Below are 15,079 nucleotides of genomic sequence, written 5' to 3'. Positions count from 1 at the left end.
CCGGGCGCTGGACGACCCGGAGCTCGCCGGTCCCGCCGGCGAGGCCTGGCGCTGCCGGCGGTGCGACCGGTGCACGGGCGCGGCCGTCGGCGTGGCGCCCGACGCGGAGCACGTCGCCGGCGCGCAGGCGCTGCTGACCGCCGCCGGCGTCGCGGTGGACCCCCGCCGGCAGTGGCCGACCGGCATGGCGACGCTCGGGCTCGACCTGCGCGGGCGCATCCCGGCGGAGGAGAACGCCGAGCCCGGGCGCGCCGTCGCCCGGCTCGACTCGGTGGGCTGGGGCGGGCTGCTGCGCGACCTGTTCGGCGGCGAGGTCGACCCGGCCGCGGGCCTGCCCGTCGCGCTGCGGGACCCGGTGCTCGCGACGCTGGACGCCTGGCGCCCCGAGCACCGCCCCGAGGGCGTCGTGCTGATCCGGTCGGCGACCCGGCCGACGCTCGTCGAGCACCTGGCGGCGGGCGTGGCCCGGCACCTCGGCGTCCCGATCGTGGGCGCCGTCGCGCCCCGGCCGGACAGCCCGCCCACCCGGCACGACGTGAACTCGGCGCACCGGCTCGCGGCGGTGGCGCGCCGGCTGGAGCTCGACCTCGCCCCGGCCGCCGCGGCCGGGCTGCCGGGGCGGGCGGTGCTGCTGGTGGACGACCGCACCGACTCGGGCTGGACGCTCACGGTCGCGGCGCGGCTGCTGCGCCAGGCCGGGGCGGCGGCGGTGCTGCCGTTCGTCCTCGGCGTGGGCTGACCCCGGGCGTCCCGCGCCCGCACCCCCCAGGTAGCCCGGTCAGCCGACGTCCGGGTAGCCGGCCTGCCCGTCGCCGTCGAGGTCCGTGCAGAGCCCGTAGGCCGCGTCCGGGCCGTGCAGCGCGAGGCAGTCGGCGTAGCCCGCGATGATCCGGTACGGGTCGCCCTCGGTGCCGGTGGCGTCCGAGCAGTCCGGGTGCGAACCGGGTTCGCAGGGCTGGCCCGGGGTCGGCTCCGCGGCGGCGGGCGTGCTCGGGTCCGGGGTCGCGGTCGGGGTCGCGGTCGCGGTCGGCGCATCGTCGCCCCCGGTCGCGCCGTCGGGCCCCGGCGTCCGCGCGGAGGCCGCCGTGGGGCTCGCCGCGCCGCCCGACGTCGGGTCTCCCCCGCCGCAGCCGGCGAGCGCGCTCACGAGGAGCAGCGCCACCGCCGCGCGTCCGACCAGGTCACCACGCGATCGCATGCGCCGACGGTAGCCGAGCGGACGCGGGTCGCGTGGGTGATCGGGGCGCCGAGCGGGTCAGAACCGCGCGCGGACGGCCTCGCCGTGCGCCGGCAGCCCCTCGGCGTCGGCCAGCGCCACGATCCGGTCGGCGACCTCGCGCAGCGCGTCCGCGTCGTACTCCACGACCTGTACGGCGCGCACGAACGAGTGCACCCCCAGCCCGGACGAGAAGTGCGCGCAGCCGCCGGTCGGCAGCACGTGGTTCGACCCGGCCATGTAGTCGCCGAGCGAGACCGGCGAGTACGCGCCGACGAAGATCGCGCCCGCGCTGGTGACCCGCTCGGCCACCGCGGCCGCGTCGGCGGTCTGGATCTCCAGGTGCTCGGCGCCGTAGGCGTTCACGACCGCGAGGCCGGCGTCCAGGTCGTCGACCAGCACGATCGCCGACTGCGGCCCGGTCAGCGCCTGGGCCACCCGCTCGGCGTGCCGGGTCGACTGCACCCGGACCACCAGCTTGGACTCGACCGCGCCGGCGAGCTCGATGGACGTCGTGACCAGCACCGACGCTGCCAGCGGGTCGTGCTCCGCCTGGGACACCAGGTCCGCGGCGACGTGGTCGGCGTCGGCGGTGCCGTCGGCGAGCACCGCGATCTCGGTGGGGCCGGCCTCGGCGTCGATGCCGACCGCGCCGCGCACCAGGCGCTTCGCCGCCGCGACGTACACGTTGCCGGGGCCGGTGATGACGTCGACCGGCTCGCAGAGCGTGTCCCCGTCGGCCGGGTCGGAGCCCGCCGCGCCGTAGGCCAGCATGCCGATCGCCTGGGCGCCGCCGACCGCGTACACCTCGTCGACGCCGAGCAGCGCGCACGTCGCCAGCACCACCGGGTCCGGGAGGCCGCCGTTGTCCTGCTGCGGCGGCGAGGTGACCGCGAGCGAGCCGACGCCCGCCTCCTGCGCCGCGACGACGTTCATGATGACCGACGACGGGTAGACGGCCAGGCCGCCCGGCACGTACAGGCCGACCCGGCGGACCGGGATCCACCGCTGCCGCACCTGCGCGCCCGGGGCGACCTGCACGGTGTGGTCGGCGGGCCGCTGCGCGGCGTGCACCCGCCGCACGCGGCGGATCGTCTCCTCCAGCGCCGCGCGCACGGCCGGGTCCAGGACGGACACCGAGGCAGCGATCGCGTCGGCGGGCACCCGCAGGTGCTCCGGGCGCACGCCGTCGAACCGCTCGGCGAGCTCGCGCAGCGCGGCGGCGCCGCGGGCGCGGACGTCGGCCAGGATCGGCTCGACGGCCGCGGCGGCGGACTCGACGTCCAGCTCGGGGCGCGGCAGCGTCTCGAGCAGCTCGCGGCGGGACAGGGTGCGACCACGCAGGTCGATGCGGGAGATCACGCCCCGAGTCTATTCGCGGCCGCCGACGCGCAGCGCGCCGGTCCACGCTGGCAGGATGGTCCGGTGACCATCGTGCCGATCTCCGACGACTCCATCCGCCTCGGGCAGTTCCTCAAGCTGGCCGGCCTGGCCGACTCGGGCGCCGACGCGCGCACCCTGCTCGACGAGGGCGAGGTCAAGGTCAACGGCGAGCCCGAGTCCCGCCGCGGCCGCCAGCTGCGCAAGGGCGACGTGGTCGAGGTCGACGACCCCCGCGGCTCGAACTCCGCCGAGGTCGGCTGACCCCGCTCCCCCGTAGTCCGTCGCGTCACCGCGGGGCGAGGGCTCGGTATGCAGGGAGCAGGGCGGCGAAGCGCGCGTCCCAGTCGCGGACCGCCGCCCCCGCCAGGTGGTCCGCGAGCTGGTCCAGGGACGTGTGCCAGCCCGCGCCGTAGCCGACCGCCTGGGCGTCCTCGAGCCGGGTGTGCACCAGGACGAGCACCGCGCCCGCCCCGTCCGGCTCGACCCGGACCTCGACCTCGCTCGGCCGCTCGCCCGGGAAGCACCACTCCACCGCGAACGACCGCGGCGGGTCGCACGACCGCACGACGCCGGTGGCGTTCTGGTCGGAGCCCGGCTCGTCGGCACCCATCCGGAGCTCGTACGTCCCGCCCGGCGCCAGGTCGCCGTGCACCGGGCCGAGCCAGCGTGCCAGCCGCTCCGGCGTCGTCACCGCCGCCCACAGGTCCGCGGCGTCCGTGGGGTACCGGCGGCGGAAGGTGACCGACGCCTCCCCGCCGAGCCGCAGCGCCCCGAGCGGCCCGTCGCCGCCCGTCGTCCCGCCCGCGCCCGCCGGCCCGTCGCCGCCCGCGGTCCCGCCGCCCGTGCCCGTCATCGCGCCCGCCCCTCGCGTCGACCCCGCGTCACCCGGCGGTCGCCGGGTCCGCCCCGCCGCGCTCCCGGCGCCCGCGCGCGACCTCGGTGCCCAGCGCGTCGAGCCGCTGGTCCCAGAACCGCCGGACGCCGCCGACCCAGGCCTGCACCTCGTCGAGCGCCTCGGGCCGGACGGCGTAGAGCCGCCGGGCGCCGTCGGCCTCGGCGGTGAGCAGCCCCGCCTCGCGCAGCACGCGCAGGTGCCGGGACGCGGCGGGCTGGCTGATGCCGAACTCGGCGCTGACCGCCGCGGCGAGCTCGCCCGCCGGGCGCGACCCGTCGGCGAGCAGCTCCACGAGCCGCCGCCGCACCGGGTCCCCCAACGCGTCCATCACCTGCACGCCGCCGATGTTTCCACCGTGGGTTATATAACGCAAGGGTTAACGACGCCGAGTCTCCGTCCCTCGTCTGTGCGGCGGGGCGGCCGGGCAGGCGAGCGACGGAGACTGGGCGGGGTCGAGCGCGCGTGGGCGGGTGCGCAGGCCCGCGTCAGACCGGGACCGGGGTCGCCGTCTGGAGGCAGCCCGGGCCGAGCAGGGCCTTGAGGTCGCCGTACAGCGCGGGCGACCGCTCGACGCGCCACCCGTCGCTCGGGACGACCAGCGCGCGCCGGCCGTTGGCCTTGGCCACGCGCAGATGCAGCTCGGTCATGCCGGGGTGCGTCTTCATCACCTCGAGCAGCCGGTCCACCACGGGCGGGGTCAGCCGCGCCTCGGACAGCGTGACGACCACCGGCGCGTCCGCGACGGCCGACAGATCGGGCAGGGACACCTCCATCGCCTGCAGCTGCATGGCGTCGTCCCGGCGGCGCACCCGCCCGCGGACCACGATGACGGCGTCCTCGGCCAACACCGTCGAGTAGGCGAGGTAGGTCTCGCCGAAGAACATGATCTCGACCGAGCCCTCCATGTCCTCCAGCGTCACGGCGGCCCAGGGGTTGCCCTGCTTGGACATCTTGCGCTGCAGCGACGTGACCAGGCCGGCCACCACGACGGTCGACCCGTCCGGCCGCGCCTCGTCGGCGTTCAGCGTCGCGATCGACACGTCCGCCGCGGCGGACAGCACGTGCTCCAGGCCGGACAGCGGGTGGTCGGAGACGTACAGGCCGAGCATCTCCCGCTCGAACTGCAGCCGCTGCTTCTTGTCCCAGTCCGGCACGTCGGGCACCTGCACGGAGAAGCCGGGGCCGTCGTCGGTGCCGAGGTCGGCGAACAGGTCGAACTGGCCCTCCGCCTCCTTGCGCTTGACGCCGATGACGGACTCGACGGCCTGCTCGTGCACGAGCAGCAGCGCGCGCCGGGCGTGGCCGAGCGAGTCGAACGCGCCGGCCTTGATGAGCGACTCGATGGTGCGCTTGTTGCAGACCACCGCCGGCACCTTGTCGAGGAAGTCGGTGAACGACGTGAAGTCGCCCTTCTCCTCGCGGGTGCGGACGATCGCCTCGACCACGTTGGCGCCGACGTTGCGGACGGCGGTGAGTCCGAACCGGATGTCGTCGCCGACGGCCGTGAACAGCGCGGACGAGGAGTTCACGTCCGGCGGCAGCACGGTGATGCCCATGCGGCGGCACTCGCCGAGGTACAGCGCGGACTTGTCCTTGTCGTCGCCGACCGAGGTGAGCAGGCCCGCCATGTACTCGGTCGGGTAGTTCGCCTTGAGGAACGCGGTCCAGTAGGAGACGACGCCGTACCCGGCGGAGTGCGCCTTGTTGAACGCGTAGCCGGCGAACGGGACCAGCACGTCCCACACGGCCTTGATCGCCGCGGTGGAGTAGCCCCGCTCCTTCATGCCGGCCTCGAACGGCACGAACTCCTTGTCGAGGATCTCCTTCTTCTTCTTGCCCATCGCGCGGCGGAGCAGGTCGGCCTGGCCGAGCGAGTAGCCGGCGAGCACCTGCGCGGCCTTCTGCACCTGCTCCTGGTACACGATGAGGCCGTAGGTGCCGTCGAGCACCTCCGCCAGGGGCTCCTCGAGCTCCGGGTGGATGGGCGTGTTCGGCTGCAGGCCGTTCTTGCGCAGCGCGTAGTTCGTGTGCGAGTTCATGCCCATCGGCCCGGGCCGGTACAGGGCGATGACCGCGGAGATGTCCTCGAAGTTGTCGGGGCGCATCTGGCGCAGCAGGGACCGCATGGGGCCGCCGTCGAGCTGGAACACGCCGAGGGTGTCGCCCCGGCCGAGCAGCTCGTAGGTGGCCTTGTCGTCCAGCTCGATGTCGTCGAGCTCGATCTGCGGCTTGCCGTTCATGACGATGTTGCGCAGCGCGTCGTCGAGGATCGTCAGGTTCCGCAGCCCGAGGAAGTCCATCTTGATGAGGCCGAGGCCCTCGGACGTCGGGTAGTCGAACTGCGTGATGACCGCGCCGTCCTGCGGCCGCTTCATGATCGGGATGATGTCGATCAGGGGCTCGCTGGACATGATGACGCCGGCGGCGTGCACGCCCCACTGGCGCTTGAGGTTCTCCAGGCCGCGCGCGGTCTCGAGGACGCGCTGCGCCTCCGGATCCGCCGCGACGACCTGGCGGAACTCCTCGGCCTCGGCGTAGCGCGGGTGCTCGGGGTCGTACATGCCCGACAGCGGGATGTCCTTGCCCATGACCGCGGGCGGCATGGCCTTGGTGAGCTTCTCCCCCATCGCGAACGGGAAGCCCAGCACGCGGGACGAGTCCTTGAGCGCCTGCTTGGCCTTGATCGTGCCGTAGGTGACGATCTGCGCGACCCGGTCGTCGCCGTACTTGTCGGTGACGTACCGGATGACCTCGCCGCGCCGGCGCTCGTCGAAGTCGACGTCGACGTCGGGCCAGGAGACGCGCTCGGGGTTGAGGAACCGCTCGAAGATGAGCCCGTGCCGCAGCGGGTCGAGCTCGGTGATGCCCATCGCGTACGAGGCCATCGAGCCGGCCGCGGAGCCTCGGCCCGGCCCGACGCGGATGCCCTGGTCCTTGGCCCACTGGATGAAGTCGGCGACGACGAGGAAGTAGCCGGAGAAGCCGAGCTGGACGATGACGCCGGTCTCGTACTCGGCCTGCTTGCGGACGTCGTCCGGGATGTTCCCGTGGTACCGCCGCATGAGGCCGCGCTCGACCTCCTTGACGAACCAGGAGTTCTCGTCCTCGCCGGCCGGCACGGGGAACCGCGGCATGTAGTTGGCGCCGGTCGGGAACTCGACCTCGCACCGCTCCGCGATGAGCACGGTGTTGTCGACCGCCTCCGGCAGCTCCGCCCAGGTGCGCCGCATCTCCGCCGCGGACTTCACGTAGTAGCCGTCGCCGCCGAACGCGAACCGCGAGCCGCCCTGGTCGTACGTCGGCTCGTCGAGGGTCGACCCGGACTGCACGGCGAGCAGCACCTCGTGCGCGTGCGCGTCGTCCTTGGTCGTGTAGTGCAGGTCGTTGGTGGCGACCAGCGGCGCGCCGATCTGCTCGGCGAGCCGGATCAGGTCCTTGATGGTCCGGCGCTCGATCTCGAGCCCGTGGTCCATCACCTCGACGAAGAAGTTCTCCTTGCCGAAGATGTCCTGCAGCTCGCCCGCGGCGCGCACGGCCTCGTCCCAGTGCCCCAGCCGGAGCCGCGTCTGCACCTCGCTGGACGGGCAGCCGGACGTCGCGATGAGACCCTCGGCGTACGTCTGCAGCAGCTCGCGGTCCATGCGGGGCCACTTGCCCATCTGGCCGTCCAAGGACGCCAGGGACCCCATCCGGAACAGGTTGTGCATGCCCTCGGTGGTCCGGGAGAGCAGCGTCATGTGGGTGTAGGCGCCGCGCGCCGAGACGTCGTCGGACGCCTGGTGCGACTCGCCCCAGCGGACGCGCGTCTGGTCGAACCGGCTGGTGCCCGGGGTGACGTAGGCCTCGACGCCGATGATCGGCTTGATGCCGAGCTTCTTGGCCTGCGAGTAGAAGTCGAACGCCCCGAACAGGTACCCGTGGTCGGTGATCGCCATCGCGGTCTGGCCCAGCCGCTGGGCCTCCGCGAGCATCTCCCCGACCCGCGCCGCGCCGTCGAGCATCGAGTACTCGGAGTGGACGTGCAGGTGGACGAAGTCGGACCCGTTGCTGCCACCTGATGCCATGCGGACCATCCTAGGTCGAGGCCCCGACACCCCCGAGCCGCCCCGCCGCCCTCGCGGCGGACGTCACACCGCCCGCGGTCAGCGGTACCCGTCGCGCAGGGTCTCCAGGGCGTGCGCGAGGTCGGCGGGGTACTCGCTGGTCACCTCGAGCCACCGCCCGTCCGCGGGGTGCGCGAACCCGAGCCGCATCGCGTGCAGCCACTGCCGGGACAGCCCGACCCGCTCCGCCAGCGCGGGGTCGGCGCCGTAGGTCAGGTCGCCGACCAGGGGGTGCCGCAGCGCCTGGAAGTGCACCCGGATCTGGTGCGTGCGCCCGGTCTCGAGGTGCACCTCGCACAGCGAGGCCGCCGGCAGCATCTCCAGCACCTCGTAGTGCGTCACCGAGGGCTTGCCCTCCGCGGTCACGGCGAACTTCCAGTCCTGGCTGGGGTGCCGGCCGATGGGGGCGTCGATCGTGCCGGTGGTGGGCTCGGGGTGGCCCTGGGCGAGCGCGTGGTAGACCTTCTCGACCGTGCGCTCCTTGAAGGCCCGCTTGAGCACCGAGTAGGCGTGCTCGCTCTTGGCGACGACCATGAGGCCCGAGGTGCCGACGTCGAGCCGGTGCACGATCCCCTGGCGCTCCGCGGCGCCCGAGGTCGAGATGCGGTAGCCCCGCGCGAGCAGGACGCCGACGACGGTCGGCCCGGTCCAGCCCGGCGACGGGTGCGCGGCGACGCCGACGGGCTTGTCCACGACCACGACGTCGTCGTCCTCGTACGCCACCCGCAGCGTGGGCACGTCGTCCTCGGTGGGCGCGGTCGGCACCGGCGCCGCCGACGGCATCTCGACCTCGAGCCACGCGTCGGCGGGCAGCCGGGCGGACTTGCCGACCTCGACGCCGTCGACGCGCACGTGGCCGCCCTCGGCGAGCTCCGCGGCGCGGGTGCGGGACAGGCCGAGCATCCGGGACAGCGCGGCGTCGACCCGCTCGCCCGCGAGGGCGTCGGGGACGGGGAGGGTGCGGACGTCAGCCATCGCGGCGGCCGTCCTCGGGGGTCGCGGCCGGCGCGCCGTCCGCGGGCAGGGTCGCGTCGTCCGCCTGCTCCGCCGCGTCCTCGCGCCGCTCCCGCGTCCCGTCCAGCCGCACGCCCAGCAGCGACAGGAGCATGAGCAGGCCCGCGGCGGCGACGATCGCGATGTCTGCGACGTTGCCGACGAACAGGTCGCCGTACGCGATGAAGTCGACGACGTGGCCCATGAACACGCCCGGGTCGCGGATCAGCCGGTCCACGAGGTTGCCCAGCGCGCCGCCGAGCAGCAGGCCGAGGGCGATGGTCCAGCCCGTCGAGCCGAGCCGCCGGGCCACCCGGATGATGACGACGACGACGGTGATCGCGACGACGGTCAGCAGCCAGGTGGTGCCGGTCGCCAGGCCGAGCGCGGCGCCCGGGTTGAACAGCAGCTGCAGGCCCAGCAGGTCGCCGAGCACCGGGTGCCGCACGCCCTCGTCCAGGCCGGCCAGCGCCCACGCCTTGGTCGCCTGGTCGAGCACGAGCGTGATCGCGGCGAGCGCGACCAGGGTGGCGACGAGGCGGCGGCGGCGCGCCGGCGGGACGACCACGGGGGCGGGCGCCTCGGGCGCGGCGGACTCGGGCGCGGGCGGCACGGGGGCGGCGGACGCGGCGTCGCGGCGCGCGTCGTCGGCCGCGGGGCCGGGGGTGGCGGACATCGCGCAGGAGTCTACGGGCGCGAGCGCGCCCGGACGCACGACGGCCCCCCGGCATCGCGCCGGGGGGCCGTCGTCACGCGGGCGTCCGCGCGGGGTCAGCGGCGCTCCTCGCGCTGCTTGCAGGACACGCAGAGCGTGGCGCGCGGGAACGCCTGCACCCGCGCCTTGCCGATCGCCTCGCCGCAGGAGTCGCAGCGGCCGAACGTGCCCGCGTCGATGCGGGCGAGGGCGCGCGTGGTCTGCTCGAGCATGTCGCGGGTGTTGTTCACCAGCGTCAGCTCGTGCTCGCGCTCCAGGGCGCTGGAGCCGGAGTCGGCCTGGTCGTCGCCCGCGCCGTCGCCCGAGTTCCGGAGCAGCTCGGACAGCTCCTCGTCGGCGGCCGCGAGCTCGGAGGTCAGGCGGTCGATCTCGCTGACGAGCTCCGTCGCGATCTCCCGCACCTCCTGCTCCGTCCAGGGGTCCTCGCCGGCGCGGACCGGGAACCGGGTGGCCGCGTCCGTCAGGTCGGGCAGCGGGCGGGCAGCGGGCGCGTCGAGCGAGTCGTTGATGGCCACGTCGGGTCCTCTTTCCTCAGATGAGTCCGCAGAGACTAATGCCCGTCACCTGGACGCACAACACACCACGCCCCGACGTCGGGCGTGGTGTGTCGTGGGTGACGAGCGTGCGATCCGTCAGACGGACGGGGTCGCGCCCTGGGCCCCGCGCTGCGGCAGCGCGCTGGCCCGGTTGTCGAGGTCGCCCAGCAGGTTCTCGAGGTAGCTCTTGAGCCGCGTGCGGTAGTCGCGCTCGAAGACCCGGAGCTCGTCGATCTTGCGCTCGAGGATCGACCGCTCCTGCTCCAGCTCGGACAGCGTGCGGGCCGAGGTCTCCTCCGCCTCGCGGACGATGCGCTGGGCCTGGCCCTTCGCCTCGTTGACGATGCGGTCGCCCTCCTCCTGGCCGCTGCGCACGTAGTCGTCGTGCAGCTTCTGCGCCAGGGCGAGCATGCCGGTGGCCGACTCGGGCTCGCTCTGCCGCTGCGGCGCGACCGGCGCGGTGGCGACCGGGGCCGGCGCCGGGGCGGCGGCGGGGACCGGGGCGGGCGCGGGCTTCTCGGCCTCGGGCTTCGGCGCCTGGGCGGCCTGCGCCCCCTGGCGGCTCAGCTCGGCGATCCGGCGCTCGGCCGCGGCGAGCTTGGACTTGAGGTCCTCGTTCTCGCTCTGGGTCTCCCGGAGGGTGTTCACGACCTCGTCGAGGAAGTCGTCGACCTCGTCCTGGTCGTACCCCTCGCGGAACTTCGTCGCCTGGAACTTCTTGTTCAGGACGTCGTCTGCTGTGAGCAGTGCCATCGTCGTCACCTCTTCGGTCGTACTGGGTCGAGCCGGTGGCAGTCCGCCGACCACCTCGGGCCACCGTAGCGGACATTCCGGTTTGTGCACGCGACCCGGTCGGCGGGGCGTGCGGGTCGCGTCATCGGGCGAGCGCGCCCAGCAGCGAGAGCAGGAAGGAGCAGCCGAGCATGAGCACGAGGAACGCCAGGTCCAGGCGCACCGAGCCCAGGGTCAGCGGCGGGATCACCCGGCGCAGCGCCCGCAGGGGCGGGTCCGTCACCGAGTAGGTGATCTCCGCGACCACGAGCGCGGCGCCGCGCGGGCGCCAGTCCCGCGCGAAGTACTGCACCCAGTCGAGGACGAGGCGCACGAGCAGGACCAGGATGAAGGCCAGGACGACGACTTGCAGCAGGCCGAGGACGAGTGTCACGCGCCCCAGTCTCCCCGATCCTCGTCAGCTCTGGTTGAAGAAGCCGGCGCGCGAGCCCTCGGGGGCACGCCCGTCGCCGGTGATCTCCACCGACTGCGGCGACAGCAGGAAGACCTTGTTGGTCACCCGCTCGATCGCGCCGTGCAGGCCGAAGATCAGGCCCGCGGCGAAGTCGACCAGACGCTTGGCGTCGGCGTCGTCCATGTCCGACAGGTTCATGATGACCGGCGTGTTCTCGCGGAACGCCTCGCCGATCTTGCGGGCGTCGTTGTACGAGCGCGGGTGGATCGTGGTGATCCGCCGCACCTCGCCGTCGTGCCGCGGCGCGGGCGCGGCGGCGACGGGTCGCTCCGGCGCCGGCTCGCGGCGCAGCGGCGTGACCTCGGCCTCGTAGTCGTGTCCCACCGTCGCCTCCGGCTCGTCGTACTCGTCGACGTACTGGTCGTGCTCGCCCCGGTCGTCGGCAAGCCCGAGGTACAGCATGGTCTTGCGCAGCGCTCCGGCCATCGCGATCACTCCATCCCCGAATTGCTCACATCTCCTGCGCCGTCACGCTAGCAATGCGCCTGGATGCGGCCGGGCTGCGACACGCGGCGTGTCGGCGTGTCGCGGAAGTAATTTCCGGACATATCAGTCGCCGGGCATTTCCGCGAGCGCGACCACGCCGGCGAACCGCCCGGTCGTCGTGCCGGCCCGCTGGGCGCGCCGGTGCGAGTAGAACCGCTCGTCGGCGTCCGTGCACCAGCCCGGCACCCGCACGTCCCCGACCCCGGCGGCCCGCAGCACCGCCGCCACGCCGGCCGGCAGGTCGAGCCCGGGGGTGCCCGCCTCGGTCGTGCACGCGGTGCCGGGGACCAGCGCGTCCACCTCGTCCCGCATCGCGGCCGGCACCTCGTACCGGCCGCCGCTGATCGCCGGGCCGACGACGGCGCGCACCCGGCCCGGGTCCGCGCCGCGGGCGACCATCTCCGCGAGGGCCGCCTGCACGACGCCGGCGACCAGACCGCGCCGCCCGGCGTGCGCCGCGCCGACCACCCGGGCGTCCGCGTCGGCCAGCAGCACGGGCACGCAGTCCGCCACCAGCACGCCGACCGCGGTGCCGGGGACGGCCGACACGAGCGCGTCGGCCTCCCCCACCGTGTCGCCCGCGGCGTCGGCGGGGCTCCCGACCACGTGCACCCGCGCGCCGTGCACCTGGGTGGCCCAGGCGACGGGCGCGCCGGCCCACGCCGCGACGCGCGCGCGGTTCTCCCGCACGTGCGCCGGGTCGTCGCCGACCAGCAGCCCGAGGTCGAGCTCGGCCCACGGGGGCGCGCTGACGCCGCCCGCGCGGGTGGTGAACCCCGCGCGGACGCCCGGGCCGAGGTCGACCCCGAGGACCGGCAGCGGCACGCGGCTACTTGAGGAAGTCGGGGACGTCCAGGTCGTCCTCCTTGCGGCGGGCGACCTCCTCCTCGAAGATCCGCGGGACCTCGAGCTGGCTCGTGCCGGCCTGGTCCGGGGTGAGGAACGCGGGGACCTCGGCGGCCTGGCGGCGCTCCTCGTCCGGACCGACCGGGCGCGGCGGGACGGCGGCGTGCGCCGCGGTCGTCGTCGGCACGGCCGCGGCGGGCGGGATGGACGCGGGCGCCTGCTGCGCGGCCTGGCCGCCGCCGCCGGCGGAGACCTGGCCGAGCCCGCGGGCGTCGCGGCGGACCACCGGGGCGCCGCCGTCGAAGCCGGCCGCGATGACGGTCACGCGCACCTCGTCGCCGAGGGCGTCGTCGATGACCGCGCCGAAGATGATGTTGGCCTCGGGGTGCGCGGCCTCCTGCACCAGGCGGGCGGCCTCGTTGATCTCGAACAGGCCGAGGTCCGAGCCACCCTGGATGGACAGCAGCACGCCGTGGGCGCCGTCGATGCTGGCCTCGAGCAGCGGCGACGAGATCGCCAGCTCGGCCGCCTGCACCGCGCGGTCCTCCCCGCGGGCCGAGCCGATGCCCATGAGGGCCGACCCCGCCCCCTGCATCACGGACTTCACGTCCGCGAAGTCGAGGTTGATGAGACCCGGCGTGGTGATGAGGTCGGTGATGCCCTGGACACCGGACAGCAGCACCTGATCCGCCGAGCGGAACGCGTCGAGCACCGACACCGAGCGGTCGGAGATCGACAGCAGGCGGTCGTTCGGGATCACGATCAGCGTGTCGACCTCGGCGCGCAGCGCCTCGATGCCGGAGTCCGCCTGCACCGTGCGGCGGCGGCCCTCGAACGTGAACGGGCGCGTCACCACGCCGATGGTCAGCGCGCCGAGCGAGCGCGCGATCCGGGCCACGACCGGCGCGCCGCCGGTGCCGGTGCCGCCGCCCTCGCCCGCGGTGACGAAGACCATGTCGGCGCCGCGCAGGACGTCCTCGATCTCCTCCGCGTGGTCCTCGGCGGCCTTCTTGCCGACCTCGGGGTCCGCGCCGGCGCCGAGGCCGCGGGTCAGCTCGCGGCCGACGTCGAGCTTCACGTCCGCGTCGGACATGAGCAGGGCCTGGGCGTCGGTGTTGATGGCGATGAACTCGACACCCTTGAGGCCGACCTCGATCATGCGGTTCACGGCGTTGACGCCGCCGCCACCGATGCCGACGACCTTGATGACCGCCAGGTAGTTCTGCGGAGCTGCCACGGTGGGTGCCTCTCGTTGCGATGTCGACGAACCTTCACCCTCAACTAGAGGGTTATAGTTATGTCAGTTCTGTCTAGGTGTGACGGTATGTGGCGCGCCCGGGTCGTTCAACGACCGGTGCGCGCGTGTCGGGCCGGGATCACCCGACGACCGGCATCGTCGGCGCGGACACGTCGTACCGCGCCGAGCCCGCCGTCTCGGGCGCCGCGCGCAGGGCCTGCAGGACCGCCACCTTGAGCGCCGAGTCCTGCGCGCTCCCCCACTCGACGGCGGCGCCGTCGCGCAGGGTGAACCGCACGGTGTCCTGGGTGCCGGCCGACACCTGCCCGATGGCCGCGAGCAGGTCCTCGGGCAGCGCCTCGAGCACGTCGAGCGTGGCGGACAGGATCCGCGCCTCGCCCACGGGCACCTCGACGACCGGCAGGCCCTCCGGCGGCGCGTCGGCCCGGCCGACCTTCACGCCGTCCTGGTCCACGAGCGCGTAGCCCGCGCCGGTCGCGTCGTCGCCCTCCGCGTGCTGGGCGACGTCGGAGGCCTCCGGCACGGCGGCCACCGGCTCCCGGGACACGAGCTGCACCGCCAGGCCGTGCGGCCAGTCCCGGGTGACGGTCGCGTCGCGGACGCCGGGCACGTCGAGCAGCCGCTGCCGGAGCGCGGCGGTGTCGAGCCGGGTCAGCGGGGTGCCCGCCTCGTCGTCCACCACGTCCCGCACCTGGTCGACGGCGACGACCGTGCCCGCGCCCGCGACCCGCACCTGCGCGGCGTCGAGCGCCAGCACCGGGGACAGCAGCAGCAGCCAGGCCAGCGCGCCGACCACGACGACCGAGCCCGCGGCGATCAGGATCTGCCGCCAGGCCAGCCGCCGGCGGGCGCGGGCGCGCTCGGCGAACCGGGCGGCCGAGCCCTGGCTGACCACCGGGGGCCGCACGGGGAACGAGCCGGTGCGCGGCGCGAGCGCGGTGGAGCCGGACGTGCGGCGGCCGGGCGTCGCCGGCGCCGCGGGGGTCGGGGCCGTCGCCGGGGTCCCGGCGGTGCGCGGGGCGCGGCCGTCCGCGCGCGGGGCCGCCGGGCGCCCGGCCGACGGGACCGCCGCGGTGGGGGCGGTGGCGTCGCCGGCGCCCGGGGCGGCGGGGGCGGCCGGGGTGCTCGGGGTTGCCGGGGTGGCCCGCGGCGCCGGGCGGCGCGCGGGGGCCGGCCGCGGCGCCGCGGGGCGCGGCGGCTGCGGCGGGCGCGGGCGCTGCGGGGGCGTCACGCCTGCTCCGCCTCCGGTGCGGCGTCGGGGTCGGCCGGGCCGGCCGGGCGGCCGGCGTCGGCGTCGGCGTCCGCGTCGGCCTCGGCGGACTTGTCGGCATCGGCGGGCGCATCGGCGGCGTCGGCCTCGGCCGACGCGTCGGCCCCCGTCCCCGCCAGCGCCGCCAGCACC

At 75.1% G+C, this 15,079-nt stretch carries 16 protein-coding genes; 2 read left to right on the top strand and 14 right to left on the bottom strand.

The window, feature by feature from the left end:
- Window positions 1–739, top strand: a 739-nt coding sequence (locus VER05_RS11855; RefSeq protein ID WP_324845554.1) for a phosphoribosyltransferase, incomplete at its 5' end; no start/stop codon positions are given.
- A gap of 39 nt (window positions 740–778) precedes the next feature.
- On the opposite strand, the gene VER05_RS11850 is transcribed toward VER05_RS11855, so the two are convergent.
- Both VER05_RS11850 and hisD read right to left on the bottom strand, forming a co-directional pair.
- Complete coding sequence (locus VER05_RS11850) at window positions 779–1,198, bottom strand: hypothetical protein (protein ID WP_324845553.1); 420 nt, start codon at window positions 1,196–1,198, stop codon at window positions 779–781.
- A gap of 57 nt (window positions 1,199–1,255) precedes the next feature.
- Window positions 1,256–2,578: a histidinol dehydrogenase gene (gene hisD / locus VER05_RS11845; protein ID WP_324845552.1), complete on the bottom strand. Its 1,323-nt coding sequence runs from the start codon at window positions 2,576–2,578 to the stop codon at window positions 1,256–1,258.
- 63 nt (window positions 2,579–2,641) lie between these two features.
- Here hisD and VER05_RS11840 point away from each other — a divergent pair, with 63 nt between their 5' ends.
- Window positions 2,642–2,860 (top strand): RNA-binding S4 domain-containing protein, encoded by a 219-nt coding sequence (locus tag VER05_RS11840; protein ID WP_230322984.1) that lies wholly within the window; start codon window positions 2,642–2,644, stop codon window positions 2,858–2,860.
- A 25-nt stretch (window positions 2,861–2,885) separates the two neighbouring features.
- On the opposite strand, the gene VER05_RS11835 is transcribed toward VER05_RS11840, so the two are convergent.
- The 12 genes from VER05_RS11835 to VER05_RS11780 form a co-directional block, all read right to left on the bottom strand.
- Window positions 2,886–3,452 carry an SRPBCC family protein gene (locus VER05_RS11835; protein WP_324845551.1) on the bottom strand — a complete coding sequence of 189 codons (567 nt, stop codon included), beginning with the start codon at window positions 3,450–3,452 and terminating at the stop codon, window positions 2,886–2,888.
- Between the two features lie 28 nt (window positions 3,453–3,480).
- Window positions 3,481–3,822, bottom strand: a complete 342-nt coding sequence (locus VER05_RS11830) for a metalloregulator ArsR/SmtB family transcription factor (RefSeq protein ID WP_324845556.1) — start codon at window positions 3,820–3,822, stop codon at window positions 3,481–3,483.
- A gap of 157 nt (window positions 3,823–3,979) precedes the next feature.
- A complete protein-coding gene (gene dnaE, locus VER05_RS11825; RefSeq protein WP_324845550.1) occupies window positions 3,980–7,558 on the bottom strand; it encodes a DNA polymerase III subunit alpha in 3,579 nt (1,192 codons plus the stop codon).
- A gap of 78 nt (window positions 7,559–7,636) precedes the next feature.
- Window positions 7,637–8,572 carry an RluA family pseudouridine synthase gene (locus tag VER05_RS11820; RefSeq protein ID WP_324845549.1) on the bottom strand — a complete coding sequence of 312 codons (936 nt, stop codon included), beginning with the start codon at window positions 8,570–8,572 and terminating at the stop codon, window positions 7,637–7,639.
- Window positions 8,565–9,266 (bottom strand): signal peptidase II, encoded by a 702-nt coding sequence (locus tag VER05_RS11815; RefSeq protein ID WP_324845547.1) that lies wholly within the window; start codon window positions 9,264–9,266, stop codon window positions 8,565–8,567. The genes VER05_RS11820 and VER05_RS11815 overlap by 8 nt, the downstream gene beginning before the upstream one ends.
- Before the next feature lie 95 nt (window positions 9,267–9,361).
- Window positions 9,362–9,814 (bottom strand): TraR/DksA family transcriptional regulator, encoded by a 453-nt coding sequence (locus tag VER05_RS11810; protein ID WP_414647612.1) that lies wholly within the window; start codon window positions 9,812–9,814, stop codon window positions 9,362–9,364.
- 123 nt (window positions 9,815–9,937) lie between these two features.
- Complete coding sequence (locus VER05_RS11805) at window positions 9,938–10,594, bottom strand: DivIVA domain-containing protein (RefSeq protein WP_147793779.1); 657 nt, start codon at window positions 10,592–10,594, stop codon at window positions 9,938–9,940.
- Window positions 10,595–10,715: 121 nt separating this feature from the next.
- Window positions 10,716–11,006 (bottom strand): YggT family protein, encoded by a 291-nt coding sequence (locus VER05_RS11800; RefSeq protein WP_324845546.1) that lies wholly within the window; start codon window positions 11,004–11,006, stop codon window positions 10,716–10,718.
- 24 nt (window positions 11,007–11,030) lie between these two features.
- On the bottom strand, window positions 11,031–11,513 hold the full coding sequence (locus VER05_RS11795) for a cell division protein SepF (RefSeq protein ID WP_324845545.1): 483 nt from the start codon (window positions 11,511–11,513) through the stop codon (window positions 11,031–11,033).
- A 123-nt stretch (window positions 11,514–11,636) separates the two neighbouring features.
- On the bottom strand, window positions 11,637–12,398 hold the full coding sequence (pgeF, locus tag VER05_RS11790) for a peptidoglycan editing factor PgeF (protein WP_324845544.1): 762 nt from the start codon (window positions 12,396–12,398) through the stop codon (window positions 11,637–11,639).
- Between the two features lie 4 nt (window positions 12,399–12,402).
- A complete protein-coding gene (ftsZ, locus tag VER05_RS11785) occupies window positions 12,403–13,656 on the bottom strand; it encodes a cell division protein FtsZ (RefSeq protein WP_166944191.1) in 1,254 nt (417 codons plus the stop codon).
- A gap of 139 nt (window positions 13,657–13,795) precedes the next feature.
- Window positions 13,796–14,908 carry a cell division protein FtsQ/DivIB gene (locus VER05_RS11780; protein ID WP_324845543.1) on the bottom strand — a complete coding sequence of 371 codons (1,113 nt, stop codon included), beginning with the start codon at window positions 14,906–14,908 and terminating at the stop codon, window positions 13,796–13,798.
- Window positions 14,909–15,079: the final 171 nt, after the last annotated feature.

The organism is Cellulomonas sp. (assembly GCF_035634735.1).
Taxonomy (GTDB): Bacteria; Actinomycetota; Actinomycetes; order Actinomycetales; family Cellulomonadaceae; genus Cellulomonas.
The sequence above is the reverse complement of the archived record's forward strand: the minus strand, read 5'-3'. Positions and strand labels throughout refer to the sequence as shown.

Bases quoted from the DNA above. Each gene is read 5' to 3' on its own strand.
- VER05_RS11850 (WP_324845553.1), bottom strand. From the start codon at position 1,198: ATGCGATCGCGTGGTGACCTGGTCGGACGCGCGGCGGTGGCGCTGCTC.
- VER05_RS11835 (WP_324845551.1), bottom strand. From the start codon at position 3,452: ATGACGGGCACGGGCGGCGGGACCGCGGGCGGCGACGGGCCGGCGGGC.
- VER05_RS11830 (WP_324845556.1), bottom strand. From the start codon at position 3,822: ATGGACGCGTTGGGGGACCCGGTGCGGCGGCGGCTCGTGGAGCTGCTC.
- dnaE (WP_324845550.1), bottom strand. From the start codon at position 7,558: ATGGCATCAGGTGGCAGCAACGGGTCCGACTTCGTCCACCTGCACGTC.
- VER05_RS11820 (WP_324845549.1), bottom strand. From the start codon at position 8,572: ATGGCTGACGTCCGCACCCTCCCCGTCCCCGACGCCCTCGCGGGCGAG.
- VER05_RS11815 (WP_324845547.1), bottom strand. From the start codon at position 9,266: ATGTCCGCCACCCCCGGCCCCGCGGCCGACGACGCGCGCCGCGACGCC.
- VER05_RS11805 (WP_147793779.1), bottom strand. From the start codon at position 10,594: ATGGCACTGCTCACAGCAGACGACGTCCTGAACAAGAAGTTCCAGGCG.
- VER05_RS11795 (WP_324845545.1), bottom strand. From the start codon at position 11,513: ATGGCCGGAGCGCTGCGCAAGACCATGCTGTACCTCGGGCTTGCCGAC.